This is a genomic window from Pseudomonas sp. G3-19, assembly GCF_054855875.1.
In genome coordinates this window covers 5,379,708-5,396,580 of sequence record NZ_JBMPIQ010000003.1, presented here as the reverse complement: position 1 = coordinate 5,396,580, position 16,873 = coordinate 5,379,708, and the positions used below count along the sequence as shown (strand labels likewise).

The window sequence follows — 16,873 nt, the reverse complement described above, 5'->3', positions numbered from 1 at the left end:
GGCTACACGCCAATTCCCTGCGTTGACATGGTATTCAAGTGGTATTAATTTCCGCCCCACAAGCGAGCAACAACAATCCTATACTCGCGTCGGAAATGACCTACATGAACGACCTCCAGGCCCTACGCCCAGATGACTCCCAGCCGACGCCGCTGTACCTGCAGCTGGCGCGCAATCTGGAATCGGCGATCCATTCCGGGCAGTGGAAGGCCGAGCAGGCGATGCCGTCCGAGCGCAACCTCAGCGAGCAACTGGGTATCTCCCGGGTCACCGCCCGCAAGGCGCTGGAAGTGCTGCTCGATCAAGGTCTGATCCGCCGCCTGCAAGGTTCCGGCACGTTCATCACACCCCGTCTGGAACAACCGCTGTCACGCCTCTCGGGCTTCAGCGAAATGCTCCGCCTCAAGGGTTTCGTCCCCAGCTCGCAGTGGCTGGAACGCGAAATCACCCTGCCGACTCACGAAGAACTGATCCGCCTGAGCCTGTCGCCGAACGACAAGGTCGCGCGCATGAAACGCCTGCGCAAGGCTGACGACACGGTGATGGCCATCGAGATGAGCACCCTGCCCGCCTCGATCATGCCCAAGCCGCACCTGGTCGGCGATTCACTCTACGAATACCTCGACGGCATCGGCAAACCGATCGTCCGCGCCCTGCAGCACATCCAGGCGATCAACGCCTCGGACGAGTTCGCCGCGCTGGTCGGCATCGCCCCCGGCACCGCCATGCTGCTGATGACCCGGGTCGGCTATCTGGAAGACAACACGCCGATCGAAGTCACCGACACCTATTGCCGCAACGACTACTACGACTTTGTTGCAGAGCTTCGCCGCTGATCAGCAGCCAGGCCAAACGAGAGAACCGAAATGTCCGAAGACAACATCCTCACCGCCAGCGGCTGGGTTCGCGGCCGGCTGATCCACGAACACGGCAAAGTCGTGTCGATCGAAGGCGTGACCTGCGATCCGGCCGACAATGACTTGCCGTACCTGCTGCCGGGTTTCATCGACCTGCACGTCCACGGCGGTGGCGGCAAAGACATCATGGAAGGTGCCAGTGCCTTCGAGACCATCACCCGCACCCACGTGCGCTTCGGCACCACTTCGCTGCTGGCCACCACCATGACCGCGCCGAGTGCCGAGATCTCCAGCGTGCTGAAAGAGGTCGGCGAGTTCTGCGAACAGCGTCCGCAAGGTGCCGCCCGGGTACTCGGTGTGCATCTCGAAGGCCCGTACATCAACCCCGGCAAACTCGGCGCGCAACCGAATTTCGCCCACACCGCGTTGATGGCCGAGGTCGAGGAATATCTGGCGCTGGCGCCGATCCGGGTGATCACCATCGCCCCGGAAATCGCCGGTCACGACGGGTTGATTCGTGAACTGAGCAGCCGGGGCATCCGCATGCAGATCGGCCATACCCTCGGCAGCTACGAGGAAGGCGTCGCCGCTCTGGAGGCTGGCGCGACCAGTTTCACCCATTTGTACAACGCCATGAGCCCGCTGCATCACCGCGAACCGGGGATCGTCGGCGCCGCGCTGGCCCACGCCAAATTCGCCGAACTGATCCCGGACTTGCTGCACGTGCATCCCGGTGCGATCCGCGTGGCCCTGCGTTCGATCCCATGCCTGTATTGCGTCACCGATTCGACCGCGGCCGCCGGCATGCCCGACGGTGAATATAAGCTCGGCAGCCACACCGTGACCAAATGCCTGGGCGGCGTGCGCCTGCCCGACGGCACGCTGGCCGGCAGCACCCTGACCATGGATCAGGCCCTGCGCAATCTGGTGAAGATCGGATTGCCGATCGCCGAGGCCTCGCAACGTCTTTCGCAATTCCCCGCCGACTACCTCGGCATCAACGAACGCGGGCGCCTCGAACCGGGTGCCTGGGCCGACTGCGTGCGGCTGGATCGCTCACTCACACTGACCGCCGTCATGGTCGAAGGAGAAGACATTGACTTCAAAAATGCTTGAAGAGGCGCTGTCCTCGTTCGAGGCCGTGCAAGCCCAACTGCAACAGCTCGACCCGCAGATGATCGAAATCGCCGGGCGCCTGCGCCGTCAGCCGCCACAAGTGGCGATGACCGTCGCGCGTGGCAGTTCCGACCATGCAGCGAGCTACTTCGCCTACCTGACCATGCAGCAACTGGGCGTACCGGTGGCGTCGTTGCCGATGTCGGTGGTGACCATGCAGCAGGCGCCGCTGAAGGTCAGCGGTCAGGTGGCGTTCGCGTTCTCCCAATCAGGTCAGAGCCCGGATCTGGTCAACAGTCTGCGTCTGCTACGCAAGCGCGGCGCACTGAGCGTATCGATGGTCAATGCCGCCGATTCGCCACTGGAAGCGGCGTGTGAATTCAGCCTGCCGTTGCTCGCCGGCACCGAAAGCAGCGTCGCCGCGACCAAGAGCTTCATCGCCACCCTGAGCGCCAGCGCCCGCCTGATCGCGCACTGGAAAGAAGACAGCGAACTGCTGGAAGCGCACAACGCCCTACCCGAAGGCCTGCGCGACGCGGCGCAACAGGACTGGAGCACCGCGATCGACGCCTTGCGCGACTGTGAACGCCTGATGGTCATTGGCCGTGGTGCCGGTTTCGCCATCGCTCAGGAAGCCGCGCTGAAATTCAAGGAAACCTCGGCGATCCAGGCCGAAGCCTTCAGCAGCGCCGAAGTCCGTCACGGCCCGATGGCGCTGATCGACGAGCATTACCCGTTGCTGGTGTTCGCCCCGCGCGGTGCCGAACAGGCCGGTCTGATCAGCCTTGCGGCAGAGATGCGTCAACGCGGCGCCCGTGTGCTGCTGGCGGCGCCGGACGACATCCTCGAGCGCGACCTGACCCTGAGCCGCGCCGAACACCCGGCCCTCGATCCGATCCTGGCGATCCAGAGTTTCTACGTGATGGCCGCAGGTTTAGCCGTGGCCCGCGGCATGGACCCGGATCAGCCGCGCCACCTGAGCAAAGTGACCCGTACGCACTAAGCCCGAATGACTGCACACCTGATGAGACCGAGCCATGCACAACAACAATAAAGAGCTGACCCTCAGCGCCCCGCTCAGCGGCCCGGTGCTCACGCTCGCCAAAGTCCCGGACGCGGTGTTCGCCAGTGGCGCGATGGGCGACGGTATCGCCATCGATCCGCTGAACGACACCCTGTATTCGCCCTGCGCCGGGGTGATCATCCACGTCGCCCGCACCGGCCACGCACTGACCGTGCGTGCCGACAACGGCGCAGAAATCCTCCTGCACCTGGGCCTCGACACCGTTGAACTGAACGGCGAAGGCTTCTCGATGCTGGTCAAGGAAGGCGCGCGGGTCAGCAACGGCCAACCGTTGTTGCGCTATGACCTGGACAAGGTCGGCCAGCAGTGCAAAAGCCTGGTCAGCCTGTTGATCCTGACCAACAGCCAGGATTTCCAGGTGCGCCCGATCACGCTCAGAGCGGTGAAGGTCGGCGAGCCGTTGCTGCACATCATTGCACGCAACAGCTCTGCGGCGAGCGTCGAAGCGGTTGGCGGGCCAGAGGTTCAGGGTCAGGTGCTGGTGGCGCATCGCGGCGGCTTGCATGCGCGCCCCGCCGCGCTGATTCGCCAGACCGCACAAGGTTTCAAGAGCCAGTCGCAGCTGCACTTCGCCGGCAAATCGGCGCCGTGCAACAGCCTGATCGGCCTGATGGGACTGGCCATCGGCGAGCAGGATGAGGTGCAGGTCAGCTGTCAGGGACCGGACGCCGAAACCGCGCTGCAGGCCTTGCTCAATGCGTTGGCGACTGCCCTGCCCGACGATCATCACGCCGCTGCACCGGTCAGCGCCGCACCGCGCAAGCGCCCGGCCGAAGCTGGCGTGCTGCAGGGTGTGTGCGCCGCGCCGGGACTGGTCGGCGGGCCGCTGTTTCGCCTGAACGCGATCAGCCTGCCGGCAGATGCGGGCAATCATGCTCCGCTTGAGCAACTGCAGAAACTTGAAGCCGCGCTGAATCAGGTTCGCGGCGAAATCAACGCTACCCTCGCCCAAGCGAAAAAGCACAAGAGCACCGACGAAGAAGCGATCTTCGCCGCGCATCTGGCCCTGCTCGAAGACCCGGCCCTGCTCGACGCCGCGCAGCATTCCATCGACCAAGGCACGGCGGCGACCCACGCGTGGAGCCAGTCGATCGACGTGCAGTGCGAAGTGCTGCAACACACCGGCAGTGCGCTGCTGGCCGAACGCGCCAACGACCTGCGCGACCTCAAGCAACGTGTCCTGCGCGCCCTGCTCGGCGAAGCCTGGCATTACGACGTGCCGGCCGGCGCCATCGTCGCTGCGCATGAACTGACGCCGTCGGATCTGCTGCAACTCAGCGCCCAAGGTGTCGCCGGGTTGTGCATGGCCGAGGGCGGCGCGACTTCGCACGTGGCGATTCTGGCGCGCGGCAAAGGTCTGCCGTGCCTGGTTGCACTGGGCGCCGCATTACTCGATCAAGCACAAGGTCAGTCAGTGGTGCTGGATGCCGATGGCGGTCGCCTCGAACTGACGCCGAACGCCGAACGCCTGGCCGAAGTACAACAGGCGCAAATCGAGCGTCAGCAACGCCGCGATGCGCAACAGGCCAAGGCGCATCTGCCCGCCGAAACCCGCAATGGCGTGGCGATCGAAGTGGTCGCCAATGTCGCTTCCAGCCATGAAGCGGCAGACGCCTTTGCCAACGGTGCCGATGGCGTCGGCCTGCTGCGCACCGAATTTCTGTTCGTCGACCGGCAGACCGCGCCGGACATCGAAGAGCAGCGTGCCGCCTATCAAGCCGTGCTCGATGCCATGGGCGAGCACTCGGTGATCATCCGCACCATCGACGTCGGCGGCGACAAGCAACTCGACTACCTGCCGCTGCCCGCCGAAGCCAACCCGGTGCTCGGCCTGCGCGGCATTCGTCTGGCTCAGGCCCGTCCGGAAATCCTCGATCAGCAACTGCGCGCACTGCTGCAAGTCAGCCCGCTGCGCCGTTTCCGGATCCTGTTGCCGATGGTCACCGAAGTCGACGAACTGCTGCACATCCGCCAGCGGGTCGATGCGCTGTGCTTGGAACTGGGCATCAATCAGCGCCCGGAAATCGGCGTGATGATCGAAGTCCCCGCCGCTGCGTTGCAAGCCGAACAACTGGCCGAGCATGCCGACTTCCTGTCGATCGGCACCAACGATCTGTCGCAATACACCCTGGCGATGGACCGCGACCACGCAGGTTTGGCCGCTCGGGTCGATGCCCTGCACCCGGCGCTGCTGCGACTGATCGCCATGACCTGCGCAGGTGCGGCAGTGCACAAGCGCTGGGTCGGCGTCTGCGGTGCCCTCGCCTCCGACCCACTGGCGACACCGGTGTTGATCGGCCTCGGCGTGACCGAGCTGTCCGTGAGCCCGGTGCAGATCGGTGAAATCAAGGATCGCGTGCGCCAGTTGCACGAGGCCGAATGCCAACGCCTCAGCCTCGACCTGTTGAAACTGAACAGCGCCGCTGCGGTTCGTCACGCCTGCCACCAGCATTGGCCTCTGCACTAACAACAAGCTCTCTATAAAGAGCAGGGAGAACCACCATGTACCAACTCTTCATCGAAGGCCTGCAACGCCTCGGCCGTGCGCTGATGCTGCCAATCGCGATCCTGCCGATTGCCGGCCTGCTGCTGCGTCTGGGTGACACCGACCTGCTGAACATCGCGATCATCCACGATGCCGGGCAAGTGATCTTCGCCAACCTGGCAATGATCTTCGCCATCGGCATCGCTGTCGGGTTTGCCAAGGACAACAACGGCACCGCAGGCCTGGCCGGGGTGATCGGTTACCTGGTGATGATCTCCACGCTCAAGGTGCTCGACCCGAGCATCAACATGGGCATGCTCGCCGGGATTGTCAGCGGCCTGATGGCCGGCGCGCTGTACAACCGCTTCAAGGACATCAAGCTGCCGGAGTACCTGGCATTCTTCGGCGGCCGGCGCTTCGTGCCGATCGTCACCGGTTTCGCCGCCGTCGCGCTGGGCGTGGTGTTCGGCTACATCTGGCCGCCGATCCAGCACGGCATCAACAGCTTCGGCACCTTGATGATGGAAAGCGGCAGCTTCGGCGCCTTCGTCTTCGGCGTGTTCAACCGCCTGCTGATCGTCACTGGCCTGCACCACATCCTCAACAACATGGCGTGGTTCGTATTCGGCAACTTCACCGACCCGACCACCGGCGCACTGGTCACCGGCGACCTGTCACGCTACTTCGCCGGCGATCCAAAGGGCGGCCAGTTCATGACCGGCATGTTCCCGATGATGATCTTCGGCCTGCCTGCTGCGTGCCTGGCGATGTACCGCAACGCGTTGCCGGAGCGCCGTAAGGTCATGGGCGGGATTTTCCTGTCGATGGCGCTGACGTCGTTTTTGACCGGGGTGACTGAACCGATTGAATTCGCCTTCATGTTTTTGGCGCCGTTGTTGTATCTGCTGCATGCGCTGCTGACCGGGTTGTCGATGGCGATCACCAATGCGCTGAACATCCACCTCGGTTTTACCTTCTCCGGCGGCTTCATCGACATGGTGCTGGGTTGGGGGCGCTCGACCAATGGCTGGCTGGTGATCCCGGTCGGACTGGCGTACGCCGTGGTGTATTACGCGGTGTTTGATTTCTGTATTCGTCGTTTCAACCTGAAGACGCCGGGACGCGAGGACGTGGCTGCCACCGAGAAGTCGGTGCTTACGGAAAACGAACGTGCCGCTGCGTACATCAAGGCCTTGGGCGGTGCCGAGAACCTGCTCACCGTTGGCGCCTGCACGACTCGTCTGCGCCTGGAAATGGTCGATCGCAACAAGGCATCCGATGCTGACTTGAAGGCACTGGGTGCGATGGCCGTGGTACGCCCGGGCAAGGGCGGCAGCTTGCAGGTGGTGGTCGGGCCATTGGCCGACAGCATCGCCGACGAAATCCGCCTCGCCATGCCGACGCTGGGGCGTGCGTTGGTGGCTGCGCCTGCGGTAGTGGTCGAGGAATCGAAAGCTGCAATGGTCGCTGCACCGGAAGCCCAGCAATGGCTGACGGCGTTGGGCGGTAGCGAGAATGTGCTGCAGCTGGACTGCATCGCCCTGACCCGTATTCGCCTGCAATTGGTCGATGGTAAAGCGTTGTCCGAGGCTCAGTTGAAAGAGCTGGGTTGCCAGGGTGTCAGCCCGTTGGAAGGTGGGGTCTGGCATTTGTTGATTGGCGAGAAAGCGGCGAGTTTGAGTGGGGCGATTGAGGCGTTGGTTAATCGGAGTGAGGTCAGCGTCAAGGTTTAATCAACACAAAAAAACCGGCTCAGGCCGGTTTTTTTTATCGCTGACACGTTCAGCTCAGGGTAAATGCTGTTCTGCCTGGTAATGGCGAGTCTGGAATGGCATCAGCGTTTGAACCTTCAATCCAAGGCTTTCTGCTAACCCCCAAGAGACGGCTAATTGATCCTTGCGATTGCGTAACGAAACCATCTTTGGAGGTGCAACATCCTGCTTCGGCGTCGAGTGCGCGAAAAGCTGCAACGCATGCAGCGTTTCCAGCACGCGACTATCAGACACACAAGAGAAGCGCGTAAACCGCTCCAACAGGTAAGCCGCGCGACGGCGTTCTATATCGTCACTGTGATTTTTCAGAAACGCCTTAACCTCGCTTTCAACACTAGAATTCGAGTACCACACTTCTTTCGCAGCGTTCACCAGCGCGACGTCATCGGCCTGATTGAGAGGGCTCCTGACGAGAGTATCCAACGCGGATGAGAGGACGTGCGCGTCATTCACCTTCGTCATCTCCCTTCTCCAGATAGTCTTGCAATATGTTAGTCAGAACCGAAGTTGGTGGCTCTTTGTTGCCAACATATACATCAATGGCCTGCAATGCCAGACGCCGGAGCTCGCTGGTCAGTATGAATCCAAACCTGAGAAGGGCATTGATGTCGGCGATATCGTGATCGGTAGCCCTGCCCAGTTTTGTAATGGCTATGTCGACGGGTGCAGCAATATGTACACGGAGAGGGGACACCCGCGAAAACTCTGGCATGGGAATACTTCGAGACCAATAATCTTCGTGAATCGGGCCAAAGCTAGTGTTGTATTGCAAGTCGTAGTTCAACTCCATCTTTCGCGCAGAACGCTCATCGACAAACGGCTCCGGCACCTCGGCAAGCAGCGTACGCAGGTCGAATCCTGCCGGAATACAAGCCTCATAGATTTCCGCGTCGACGTCCAACGATATGCGGTGATTGGTGTAGAGGTGAACCGCGCATCCTCCAAACACGATGATCTTGACCGCCCCCGGCGCAGCGTTCTCTTGAATCAGTTCCGCCTCGACTGACTTGAACATCGATACCAGCGCCCGCCCCAACGCGGTGTTCGTGTTGATACGGGGCGTAACGACGGGAAGCAATTCCATTTTAAACCTCAGAGTCATAGCGACGGCTCAGTGAAAAGAGCAACATCCCGTTTTCGGTCTATTGCCAAGTTCGCTGTTTGCCAGAGACAACCCAAGGTAGAGAGGCTGCTTCCGAGGGACAACCTGAAAACCCGGTAGGAAAAATCTACTAATTGATGAGGTACAGGAAGTATTCCGACAGCTAGGAAAATGCTTTCGCGAGCAAGCTCACTTCCACAGTGAAGCATTTCAAATGTGGGAACCAGCCTGCTGGCGATGAACGATGGGCGCTCGTCAGGTTTGTGGATCGACTCGATCCAGCGCGCGGTTTACCGCCAGTTCGGCGAGCATGACGATTTGCTGGATCGCCAGTGCGGTGCTGCGTTGCAGGCCGCTGAGTTCGCTGGCGAAGTTGCTGGCCATGGCACTGGCGCAGCCCAACGATTCGTAGGCGTGGGCCAGCAGGGTTTCGGTGTCGATGCTTGGGTTGACCAGGAACATCGTGCTGGGCTGATGCGCCTGAGCGGGTTGTGGGGTGAAGTAGAAATCGACAGCGCGCTTGATGGCTTCACGGTCTTTCGTCAGGTCTTCGACGCGGATGGCTTCTACGGGTGGTGATGTGGTTTTGTGGGGTGGATCGGAGATCAGTTTGTCCAAAATTCAACTCCTGCTATGGCGTGTGAAGATGCCATCGTTCGCCGGATCTCACGCGGCAAAGAGGTGGCAGCTATGTGCAGGGTGAGATCCACCGGAGCAGGCAACCGGCCAGACCGAAGTCTGCCCGCACACAGCCGCCATAAAGCAGGCAGCAGATTGAGCTGGCGCCAATTATCGTGGTGTTGGCGCTAGTTGCAAGCATTCCGGGGATCTCACGCCCGGTCGCTGAATTGGCAGCGACAGACAAAGCCTAGAGACCGAGCGTCCGAGGGACAACCTGAAAACCTTGTGGGAAGGTTCTGGTTATTTGACACAGATTTAAACAGCCAAAAGCCAACCCTCACCCTAACCCTCTCCCAGAGGGAGAGGGGACTGACCGAGGTGTTTGGGAGAACTACGCCGACATGCGATACCGAGTCGAACTCAGACTTTCAAAAGCCCAAAAATCGGCTCCCTCTCCCTCGGGAGAGGGCTGGGCGGGCGGCGTTCCGATGAGGGGCGAGAGCACCGCAAACCCAAAGCCGAATACCCGTGCTCCTCACCACTCAACAGGATGAGCGCAAGCTCGGCTGCAGCTCTTGATCTTGATCCACGGGCGACGTCGGAAGGCTGAGTGGAGGGATTGATCCGGGGGTGGGAGCGCAGCGACCGTTTGGCGCAGCCAAACACAGCGAGAGGAGGTGCAGCGAAGCAAACCGGAGGCGCTGCGCCCGGATCAATCCCGGAGCGAAGGGACCCCGAGCCCCAGCGAGCGGGCCGAACGTAGGAGCAAGACTTTTTGGTTACTTTTGAGGCGTTTGTCAAAAGTGACTCGCTGTAAGAGCGAAACCGCCAGCCGCAGCACCCGCAGAAACGGATATTCACACAGTCAGCCAGAGCATGGTCGCCTGTCAGGGCGCCATCGCGAGCAGGCTCACTCCTACAGAAAAGCAAATCGCAGCCAACAAAAAACCCGCAGACAATCACTCATCTGCGGGTTTCCCGTTCCAGCGGCAAAAAGATCAGAAATCCTCCAGCCGCCACACCTCATAAGCCGGCGTCTCGTAAGGGTGACTCAACTTCAAAGCCGCCACCACATCACGAATCAACTCGTCACAAACGACAAGCTCAACCTTCCATTCCTCGACCCGCTCAACCTGCCCCGCCTCACCAATGAACGGCTGACTGCCGTCCAAAGGCCGAAACTGACCAGACCCAAGCACCTGCCAAGCACAGTGGTCATAGTCCCCGATCCGCCCACCACCGGCAGCGAATACAGCGTCCTTGACCACCTCGACATGACTGTCAGGAACAAAAAACCCGAGCTTGTACACAGGCCTCAGTTCACCCAGACGCGCGCGTTACGGAACATGCGCATCCAAGGAGCATCCTCGGTCCAGTCCTCCGAACGCCACGAGTTCTGCACCGCGCGGAACACCCGCTCCGGGTGCGGCATCATGATCGTCACACGACCGTCGCGGCTGGTGAGACCGGTAATCCCGCGCGGCGAGCCGTTCGGGTTGGCCGGGTAGGCTTCGGTGACCTTGCCATGGTTGTCGACGAAACGCATCGCCACGCAACCGGACAGATCGGCTTCCAGCAGCGCTTCTTCGCTGGAGAACTCGGCATGGCCTTCACCGTGAGCGATGGCGATCGGCATACGCGAACCGGCCATGCCCTGCAGGAAGATCGAGTTCGACTCCTGGATCTGCACCATCGCCACGCGCGCTTCGAACTGCTCGGAGCGGTTGCGCACGAAGTGCGGCCAGAACTCGCTACCCGGGATCAGCTCGTGCAGGTTGGACATCATCTGGCAACCGTTGCACACGCCGAGGGTGAAGCTGTCGTTACGTTCGAAGAAGCCCTGGAACGCATCGCGGGCACGGCTGTTGAACAGCGCCGACTTGGCCCAGCCTTCACCGGCGCCGAGTACGTCGCCGTAGGAGAAGCCACCGCAGGCCACCAGACCTTTGAACTCGTTCAGGTCGACGCGGCCAGCGAGAATGTCGCTCATGTGCACGTCGATCGCGTTGAAACCGGCGCGGTCGAACGCTGCCGCCATTTCCACCTGACCGTTGACGCCCTGCTCACGCAGCACGGCAACCTGTGGGCGGATACCCTTCTTGATGTAAGGCGCGGCGATGTCCTGGTTGACGTCGTAGCTCAGCTTGACGCTCAGGCCCGGGTTGTCTTCTTCCAGCAGCGCGTCGAACTCTTGCTCGGCGCAGTCGGCGTTGTCGCGCAGACGCTGGATCTGGTAGCTGGTCTCGGCCCACTGACGTTGCAGCAGACGACGCTGGCCTTCGAACACGGTGTCACCGTTGAAGGTGATGTTGATCTGGCCATTGTTGATCGGCTGACCGATCACCGACACGCAGTCACCCAGACCGGCCGCGCTGAACTGCGCGAGGATGTCCGGGGTGGCGTCCTGACGAACCTGGATCACTGCACCCAGTTCTTCGTTGAACAGGATCGCAGCGATTTCGGCCGAGTTTTCGGCAACGCTGTCCAGGTTCAGGCTCAGACCGCAGTGGCCGGCGAACGCCATTTCCACCACGGAGGTCAGCAGACCACCGTCGGAACGGTCGTGGTAAGCCAGCAGGTGACCGTCGGCGTTGAGGCCCTGGATCACCGCGAAAAAGGCTTTCAGGTCTTCGGCGTCATCGACGTCCGGAGCCTGCTTGCCGAGCTTGCCGTGAACCTGAGCAAGGATCGAAGCACCCATACGGTTCTGACCACGACCGAGGTCGATCAGGATCAGGTCGGTGGTCCCCTTGTCCATGCGCAGTTCCGGGGTCAGGGTCTGACGGATGTCAGCCACTGGCGCGAAACCGGTCACGATCAGCGACATCGGCGAGGTCACGGTTTTTTCTTCACCGTTGTCGTTCCAGCGGGTGGCCATGGACATCGAGTCCTTGCCGACCGGAATGGTGATGCCCAGCTCAGGGCACAGTTCCATGCCGACCGCTTTCACGGTGTCGTACAGACGCGCGTCTTCGCCCGGATGGCCGGCGGCGGACATCCAGTTCGCCGACAGTTTGATGTCGGAGATCTTGTTGATGCGCGAGGCGGCAATGTTGGTCAGGGTTTCGCCGATGGCCATGCGGCCCGACGCCGGAGCGTCCAGCAACGCCAGCGGAGTCCGCTCGCCCATCGCCATCGCTTCACCGGTGTAGACGTCGAAACTGGTGGCGGTAACTGCGACGTCGGCCACCGGAACCTGCCATGGGCCAACCATCTGGTCACGGGCCACGAGGCCGGTGATGGTGCGGTCGCCGATGGTGATCAGGAAGCTTTTGCTCGCCACGGCCGGGTGATGCAGGACGCGCTCGATGGACTCGCTGATGTCGAGGTTCGACGGATCGAAATCATCGCCCAGCTCGGCTTCGCGAACCACCGAACGGTGCATGCGCGGGGCCTTGCCCAGCAACACTTCCAGGGGCATGTCCACCGGGTTGTTGCCGAAGTGGCTGTCGGTCACGGTCAGTTTTGGCTCGGCAGTGGCTTCGCCGACCACGGCGAACGGGCAACGCTCGCGTTCGCAGATCGCCTTGAAGCGCTCGAAATCGGCCGGACCGACCGCCAGAACGTAACGTTCCTGCGATTCGTTGGACCAGATTTCGTGCGGGGCCATGCCCGGCTCGTCGTTGGGAATGTTGCGCAGTTCGAAACGGCCGCCGCGGTCGCCGTCGTTGACCAGTTCCGGGAAGGCGTTGGACAGACCGCCCGCGCCCACGTCGTGGATGAAGCTGATCGGGTTCTTGTCGCCCAGTTGCCAGCAACGGTCGATGACTTCCTGGCAGCGACGCTCCATCTCAGGGTTTTCACGCTGTACGGAAGCGAAGTCGAGATCCGCCGAGCTGGTACCGGTGGCCATCGAGGAAGCGGCACCGCCGCCCAAACCGATGAGCATGGCCGGGCCGCCAAGCACGATCAGCTTGGAGCCGACCAGAATCTCGCCTTTCTTGACGTGTTCTTCACGGATGTTGCCCATGCCGCCGGCGAGCATGATCGGCTTGTGGTAGCCACGAACTTCGTCACCGTGCGGGGTGGTGATCGACTGTTCGAAGGTACGGAAGTAGCCAGTCAGGGCCGGACGCCCGAATTCGTTGTTGAACGCGGCGCCGCCCAGCGGGCCTTCGATCATGATGTCCAGCGCGGTAACGATGCGCTCAGGCTTGCCGTACGGCACTTCCCACGGCTGTTCGAAGCCCGGGATCTGCAGGTTGGATACGGTGAAACCGGTCAGACCAGCCTTCGGTTTGGCGCCACGACCGGTTGCACCTTCGTCGCGAATCTCGCCACCGGAACCGGTGGATGCGCCCGGGAACGGGGCGATCGCGGTCGGGTGGTTGTGGGTCTCGACCTTCATCAGAATGTGCACCGGCTCCTGCACCGCGCCGTACTGGCGGGTTTCCGGATCCGGGAAGAAGCGGCCGGCGACGTTGCCGACGATCACCGAGGCGTTGTCCTTATAAGCGGACAGCACGCCTTCGTTGTGCATCTGATAGGTGTTCTTGATCATGCCGAACAGGCTTTTTTCCTGGCTCTCGCCGTCAATATCCCAACTGGCGTTGAAGATCTTGTGGCGGCAGTGCTCGGAGTTGGCCTGGGCGAACATCATCAGTTCGATGTCGTGCGGGTTGCGCTTGAGACCGTTGAAGGCGTTGACCAGATAGTCGATCTCGTCTTCGGCCAAGGCCAGACCGAGTTCGGTGTTGGCTTTTTCCAGTGCGGCGCGACCGCCGCCAAGGATGTCGATCGCGGTCAGCGGCTTCGGCTCGGCGTGGCTGAACAGACCGGCGGCCTGTTCCAGGTTGCCCAGAACGATCTGGGTCATGCGGTCATGCAGCACGTCGGCGATTTGCTGGGCTTCGGTGTCGCTGAACTGGCCGGCCACGTAGAACGCGATGCCGCGCTCCAGGCGCTGGATCTTGCTCAGGCCGCAGTTGCGGGCGATGTCGCTGGCCTTGCTCGACCATGGCGAGATGGTGCCGAAACGCGGCAACACCAGAAACAGACGACCGGTCGGCTCTTGTACCGGAACGCTTGGGCCGTACTTCAGAAGGCGCGCAAGCACCTGCTGTTCGTCGCCGGTCAGGACGCCGGTGACTTCGGCGAAGTGAGCGAATTCAGCATACAGGCCACTGACAGCTGGAACCTTCTGGCTCAGTTGCTCAAGGAGTTTGCTGTGGCGAAAGGCAGAAAGGGCAGGAGCGCCGCGCAGGATCAACATCTTCGGGACAGCCTCGGGAAGGGGTGTGCTTTGAGGCCGTGCATTCTAGCCTAAACCGCCCTCAACATCACCCGAAACGCTACGCACGGTTGCACTCGGATATCAATCTGTGTTTCTGCCTTTGAAGTCAAATTCCGAGGGTGCACGAGCCGCGCTTATTTTTCCTGTCACAAAATGCCGTTCAGCCCCATTCCTGCGGGGTTTCGTGCGGTTTTGTGATCTCTAGCAGACAAGCCGCTCACTGTCGAGATATGGCGCCCGCAGCCGTTTGCGTATACTGCGCAGATGTTTTTCCCAACGGCTTTGCGTCCGCGGTACGCCAAATGGCTGATCGCAACCGGACTCTTCCTGATGCTCGGTGGCTGTGTTGATAAACCCAACACACTCGAGCGCGTAAAGGAGGATGGTGTGCTGCGGGTGATTACCCGTAACAGCCCCGCCACCTACTTTCAGGATCGCAGCGGTGAAACCGGCTTCGAATACGAGCTGGTGAAGCGCTTCGCCGACGATTTGGGGGTTGAACTGAAGATCGAGACCGCCGACAACCTTGATGACCTGTTCAACCAGATCGGCAAGCCGAACGGCCCGGTGCTGGCGGCGGCAGGTCTGGTCAGCAGCGAGGATCGCAAGAAGCAGGTGCGGTTCTCCCACTCCTACCTCGAAGTCACTCCGCAGATCATCTATCGCAACGGCCAGTCGCGCCCTACCGACCCGGGTGATCTGGTCGGCAAGAAAATCATGGTGCTCAAGGGCAGCACCCACGCCGAACAACTGGCGGAGCTGAAAAAGAAATTTCCGGGCATCGAATACGAAGAATCCGACGCCGTTGAAGTGGTCGACCTGTTGCGCATGGTCGATGAAGGCCAGATCGACCTGACGCTGGTCGACTCCAACGAAGTGGCGATGAACCAGGTGTACTTCACCAACATCCGCGTGGCCTTCGACCTCGGCGATGCGCGCAGCCAGAGTTGGGCGGTGGCTGCTGGCGAAGACAACAGCCTGCTCAACGAGATCAACGCCTACCTCGACAAGGTGCAGAAGAACGGCACCCTGCAGCGCCTGAAAGACCGTTATTACGGCCATGTCGATGTCCTCGGCTACATGGGCGCCACCACCTTCGCCCAGCACTTGCAGCAGCGCCTGCCCAAATACGAACAGCACTTCAAAACCTACGCCAAGAAAGAGAAAGTCGACTGGCGCCTGCTGGCGGCCATCGGTTATCAGGAATCGCTGTGGCAACCGGCAGTCACTTCGAAAACCGGCGTGCGCGGTTTGATGATGCTGACCCAGAACACCGCTCAGGCGATGGGCGTGTCGAACCGTCTCGATCCCAAGCAAAGCATCATGGGCGGCGCCAAGTACCTGGCCTACATGAAGGATCAGCTCGACGAATCGATTCAGGAGCCGGATCGCACCTGGTTTGCCCTGGCGGCGTACAACGTCGGCAGCGGTCACCTCGATGACGCACGCAAACTGGCGTCCCGCGAAGGCCTGAACCCGGACAAGTGGCTGGACGTGAAGAAGATGCTGCCGCGCCTGTCGCAGAAACAGTGGTACAGCAAGACCCGCTACGGCTACGCCCGGGGCGGCGAGCCGGTGCATTTCGTGGCGAACATCCGTCGCTACTACGACATCCTGACCTGGGTGACCCAGCCGCAGCTTGAAGGCGATCAGGTGGCCGAGGGCAATCTGCATGTGCCCGGTATCGACAAGTCAAAACCGGCTCAAGAGCCTGCCCCGCTCTAACCAACAGCATAAATCCAATGTGGGAGCGGGCTTGCTCGCGAAGGCGGTGTGTCAGTCGACATATTCTTTGACTGATACACCGCCTTCGCGAGCAAGCCCGCTCCCACATTGGGTTCTGGGGTGTTGCTTAGGGCTTGGCGGCAGCCAGAATCAGCGCTTTCATCTCGGACACTGCCGACTTGAAGCCCACGAACAACGCATGCGCCACCAGCGCATGGCCGATGTTCAATTCGTTGATGCCCTTGATCGCCGCCACGGCTTCGACGTTGTGATAATGCAGGCCATGCCCGGCGTTGACGATCAGGCCCTGCGCCAGACCAAACGCCACGCCGTCGGCCACACGCTTCAGCTCTTCAGCGACTTCGCTCGGAGTTTCGGCATCAGCGTAACGCCCGGTATGCAGTTCGATGGCCGGCGCACCAACGCGCTTCGACGCAGCGATCTGACGTTCGTCAGCATCGATGAACAGCGACACCTCGCTGCCGATCTTCGACAGGCGCTCGACCGCTGCCCTGATGCGTTCTTCCTGCCCCGCTACATCCAGACCGCCTTCAGTGGTCAGCTCCTGACGGGTTTCCGGGACGAGGCAGATGTGCGCCGGACGGATGCGTTCGGCGAACGCCATCATTTCTTCGGTGACGCCCATTTCGAAATTCATGCGGGTCTGCAGCACATCCTTGAGCAGCAGCACGTCGCGCTCCTGAATGTGCCGGCGGTCTTCACGCAGGTGCACGGTGATGCCGTCGGCGCCCGCCTCTTCCGCGTCCAGCGCTGCCTTGACCGGATCCGGGTAGCGTGTGCCACGGGCCTGACGCAGGGTGGCGACGTGGTCGATGTTCACGCCAAGAAGAATGCGATTGCTGGTGGTCACGGATGCG

General features: G+C 61.4%; 12 protein-coding genes. 6 read left to right on the top strand and 6 right to left on the bottom strand.

Annotated elements, in window-relative coordinates:
• The first annotated feature begins 104 nt into the window (after positions 1–104).
• The 5 genes from ACOYXI_RS24505 to nagE are packed head-to-tail and all read left to right on the top strand — an operon-like array spanning position 105 to position 7,275.
• Entirely contained in the window at positions 105–836 is a 732-nt protein-coding gene (locus tag ACOYXI_RS24505; protein ID WP_027610964.1) for a GntR family transcriptional regulator, read from the top strand.
• Between the two features lie 30 nt (positions 837–866).
• Positions 867–1,973, top strand: coding sequence for an N-acetylglucosamine-6-phosphate deacetylase (gene nagA, locus ACOYXI_RS24500; protein WP_135295019.1), 1,107 nt, complete (start codon positions 867–869; stop codon positions 1,971–1,973).
• Positions 1,954–2,976: an SIS domain-containing protein gene (locus tag ACOYXI_RS24495; protein ID WP_098967372.1), complete on the top strand. Its 1,023-nt coding sequence runs from the start codon at positions 1,954–1,956 to the stop codon at positions 2,974–2,976. Before nagA ends, ACOYXI_RS24495 begins: the two co-directional genes overlap by 20 nt.
• A 34-nt stretch (positions 2,977–3,010) precedes the next feature.
• Positions 3,011–5,524, top strand: coding sequence for a phosphoenolpyruvate--protein phosphotransferase (ptsP, locus tag ACOYXI_RS24490; RefSeq protein ID WP_461675396.1), 2,514 nt, complete (start codon positions 3,011–3,013; stop codon positions 5,522–5,524).
• 35 nt (positions 5,525–5,559) lie between these two features.
• Positions 5,560–7,275, top strand: coding sequence for an N-acetylglucosamine-specific PTS transporter subunit IIBC (gene nagE / locus ACOYXI_RS24485; RefSeq protein ID WP_461675395.1), 1,716 nt, complete (start codon positions 5,560–5,562; stop codon positions 7,273–7,275).
• Positions 7,276–7,329: 54 nt separating this feature from the next.
• Here the strand turns inward: nagE and ACOYXI_RS24480 are convergent, their stop codons facing one another.
• From ACOYXI_RS24480 to purL, 5 genes are all read right to left on the bottom strand, one after another.
• Positions 7,330–7,776, bottom strand: coding sequence for a hypothetical protein (locus ACOYXI_RS24480; RefSeq protein ID WP_007967820.1), 447 nt, complete (start codon positions 7,774–7,776; stop codon positions 7,330–7,332).
• Complete coding sequence (locus ACOYXI_RS24475) at positions 7,760–8,398, bottom strand: DUF6036 family nucleotidyltransferase (RefSeq protein ID WP_185022082.1); 639 nt, start codon at positions 8,396–8,398, stop codon at positions 7,760–7,762. The genes ACOYXI_RS24480 and ACOYXI_RS24475 overlap by 17 nt, the downstream gene beginning before the upstream one ends.
• A gap of 273 nt (positions 8,399–8,671) precedes the next feature.
• Positions 8,672–9,034, bottom strand: coding sequence for a DUF6124 family protein (locus tag ACOYXI_RS24470; RefSeq protein ID WP_134785503.1), 363 nt, complete (start codon positions 9,032–9,034; stop codon positions 8,672–8,674).
• A gap of 1,001 nt (positions 9,035–10,035) precedes the next feature.
• Entirely contained in the window at positions 10,036–10,347 is a 312-nt protein-coding gene (locus ACOYXI_RS24465) for a YqfO family protein (protein ID WP_098967364.1), read from the bottom strand.
• 5 nt (positions 10,348–10,352) lie between these two features.
• Positions 10,353–14,249, bottom strand: a complete 3,897-nt coding sequence (gene purL / locus ACOYXI_RS24460; RefSeq protein WP_134785502.1) for a phosphoribosylformylglycinamidine synthase — start codon at positions 14,247–14,249, stop codon at positions 10,353–10,355.
• Positions 14,250–14,534: 285 nt separating this feature from the next.
• Here purL and mltF point away from each other — a divergent pair, with 285 nt between their 5' ends.
• On the top strand, positions 14,535–15,995 hold the full coding sequence (gene mltF, locus ACOYXI_RS24455) for a membrane-bound lytic murein transglycosylase MltF (protein ID WP_097086355.1): 1,461 nt from the start codon (positions 14,535–14,537) through the stop codon (positions 15,993–15,995).
• 127 nt (positions 15,996–16,122) lie between these two features.
• On the opposite strand, the gene pdxJ is transcribed toward mltF, so the two are convergent.
• On the bottom strand, positions 16,123–16,866 hold the full coding sequence (gene pdxJ, locus ACOYXI_RS24450; RefSeq protein ID WP_134785501.1) for a pyridoxine 5'-phosphate synthase: 744 nt from the start codon (positions 16,864–16,866) through the stop codon (positions 16,123–16,125).
• Positions 16,867–16,873: the final 7 nt, after the last annotated feature.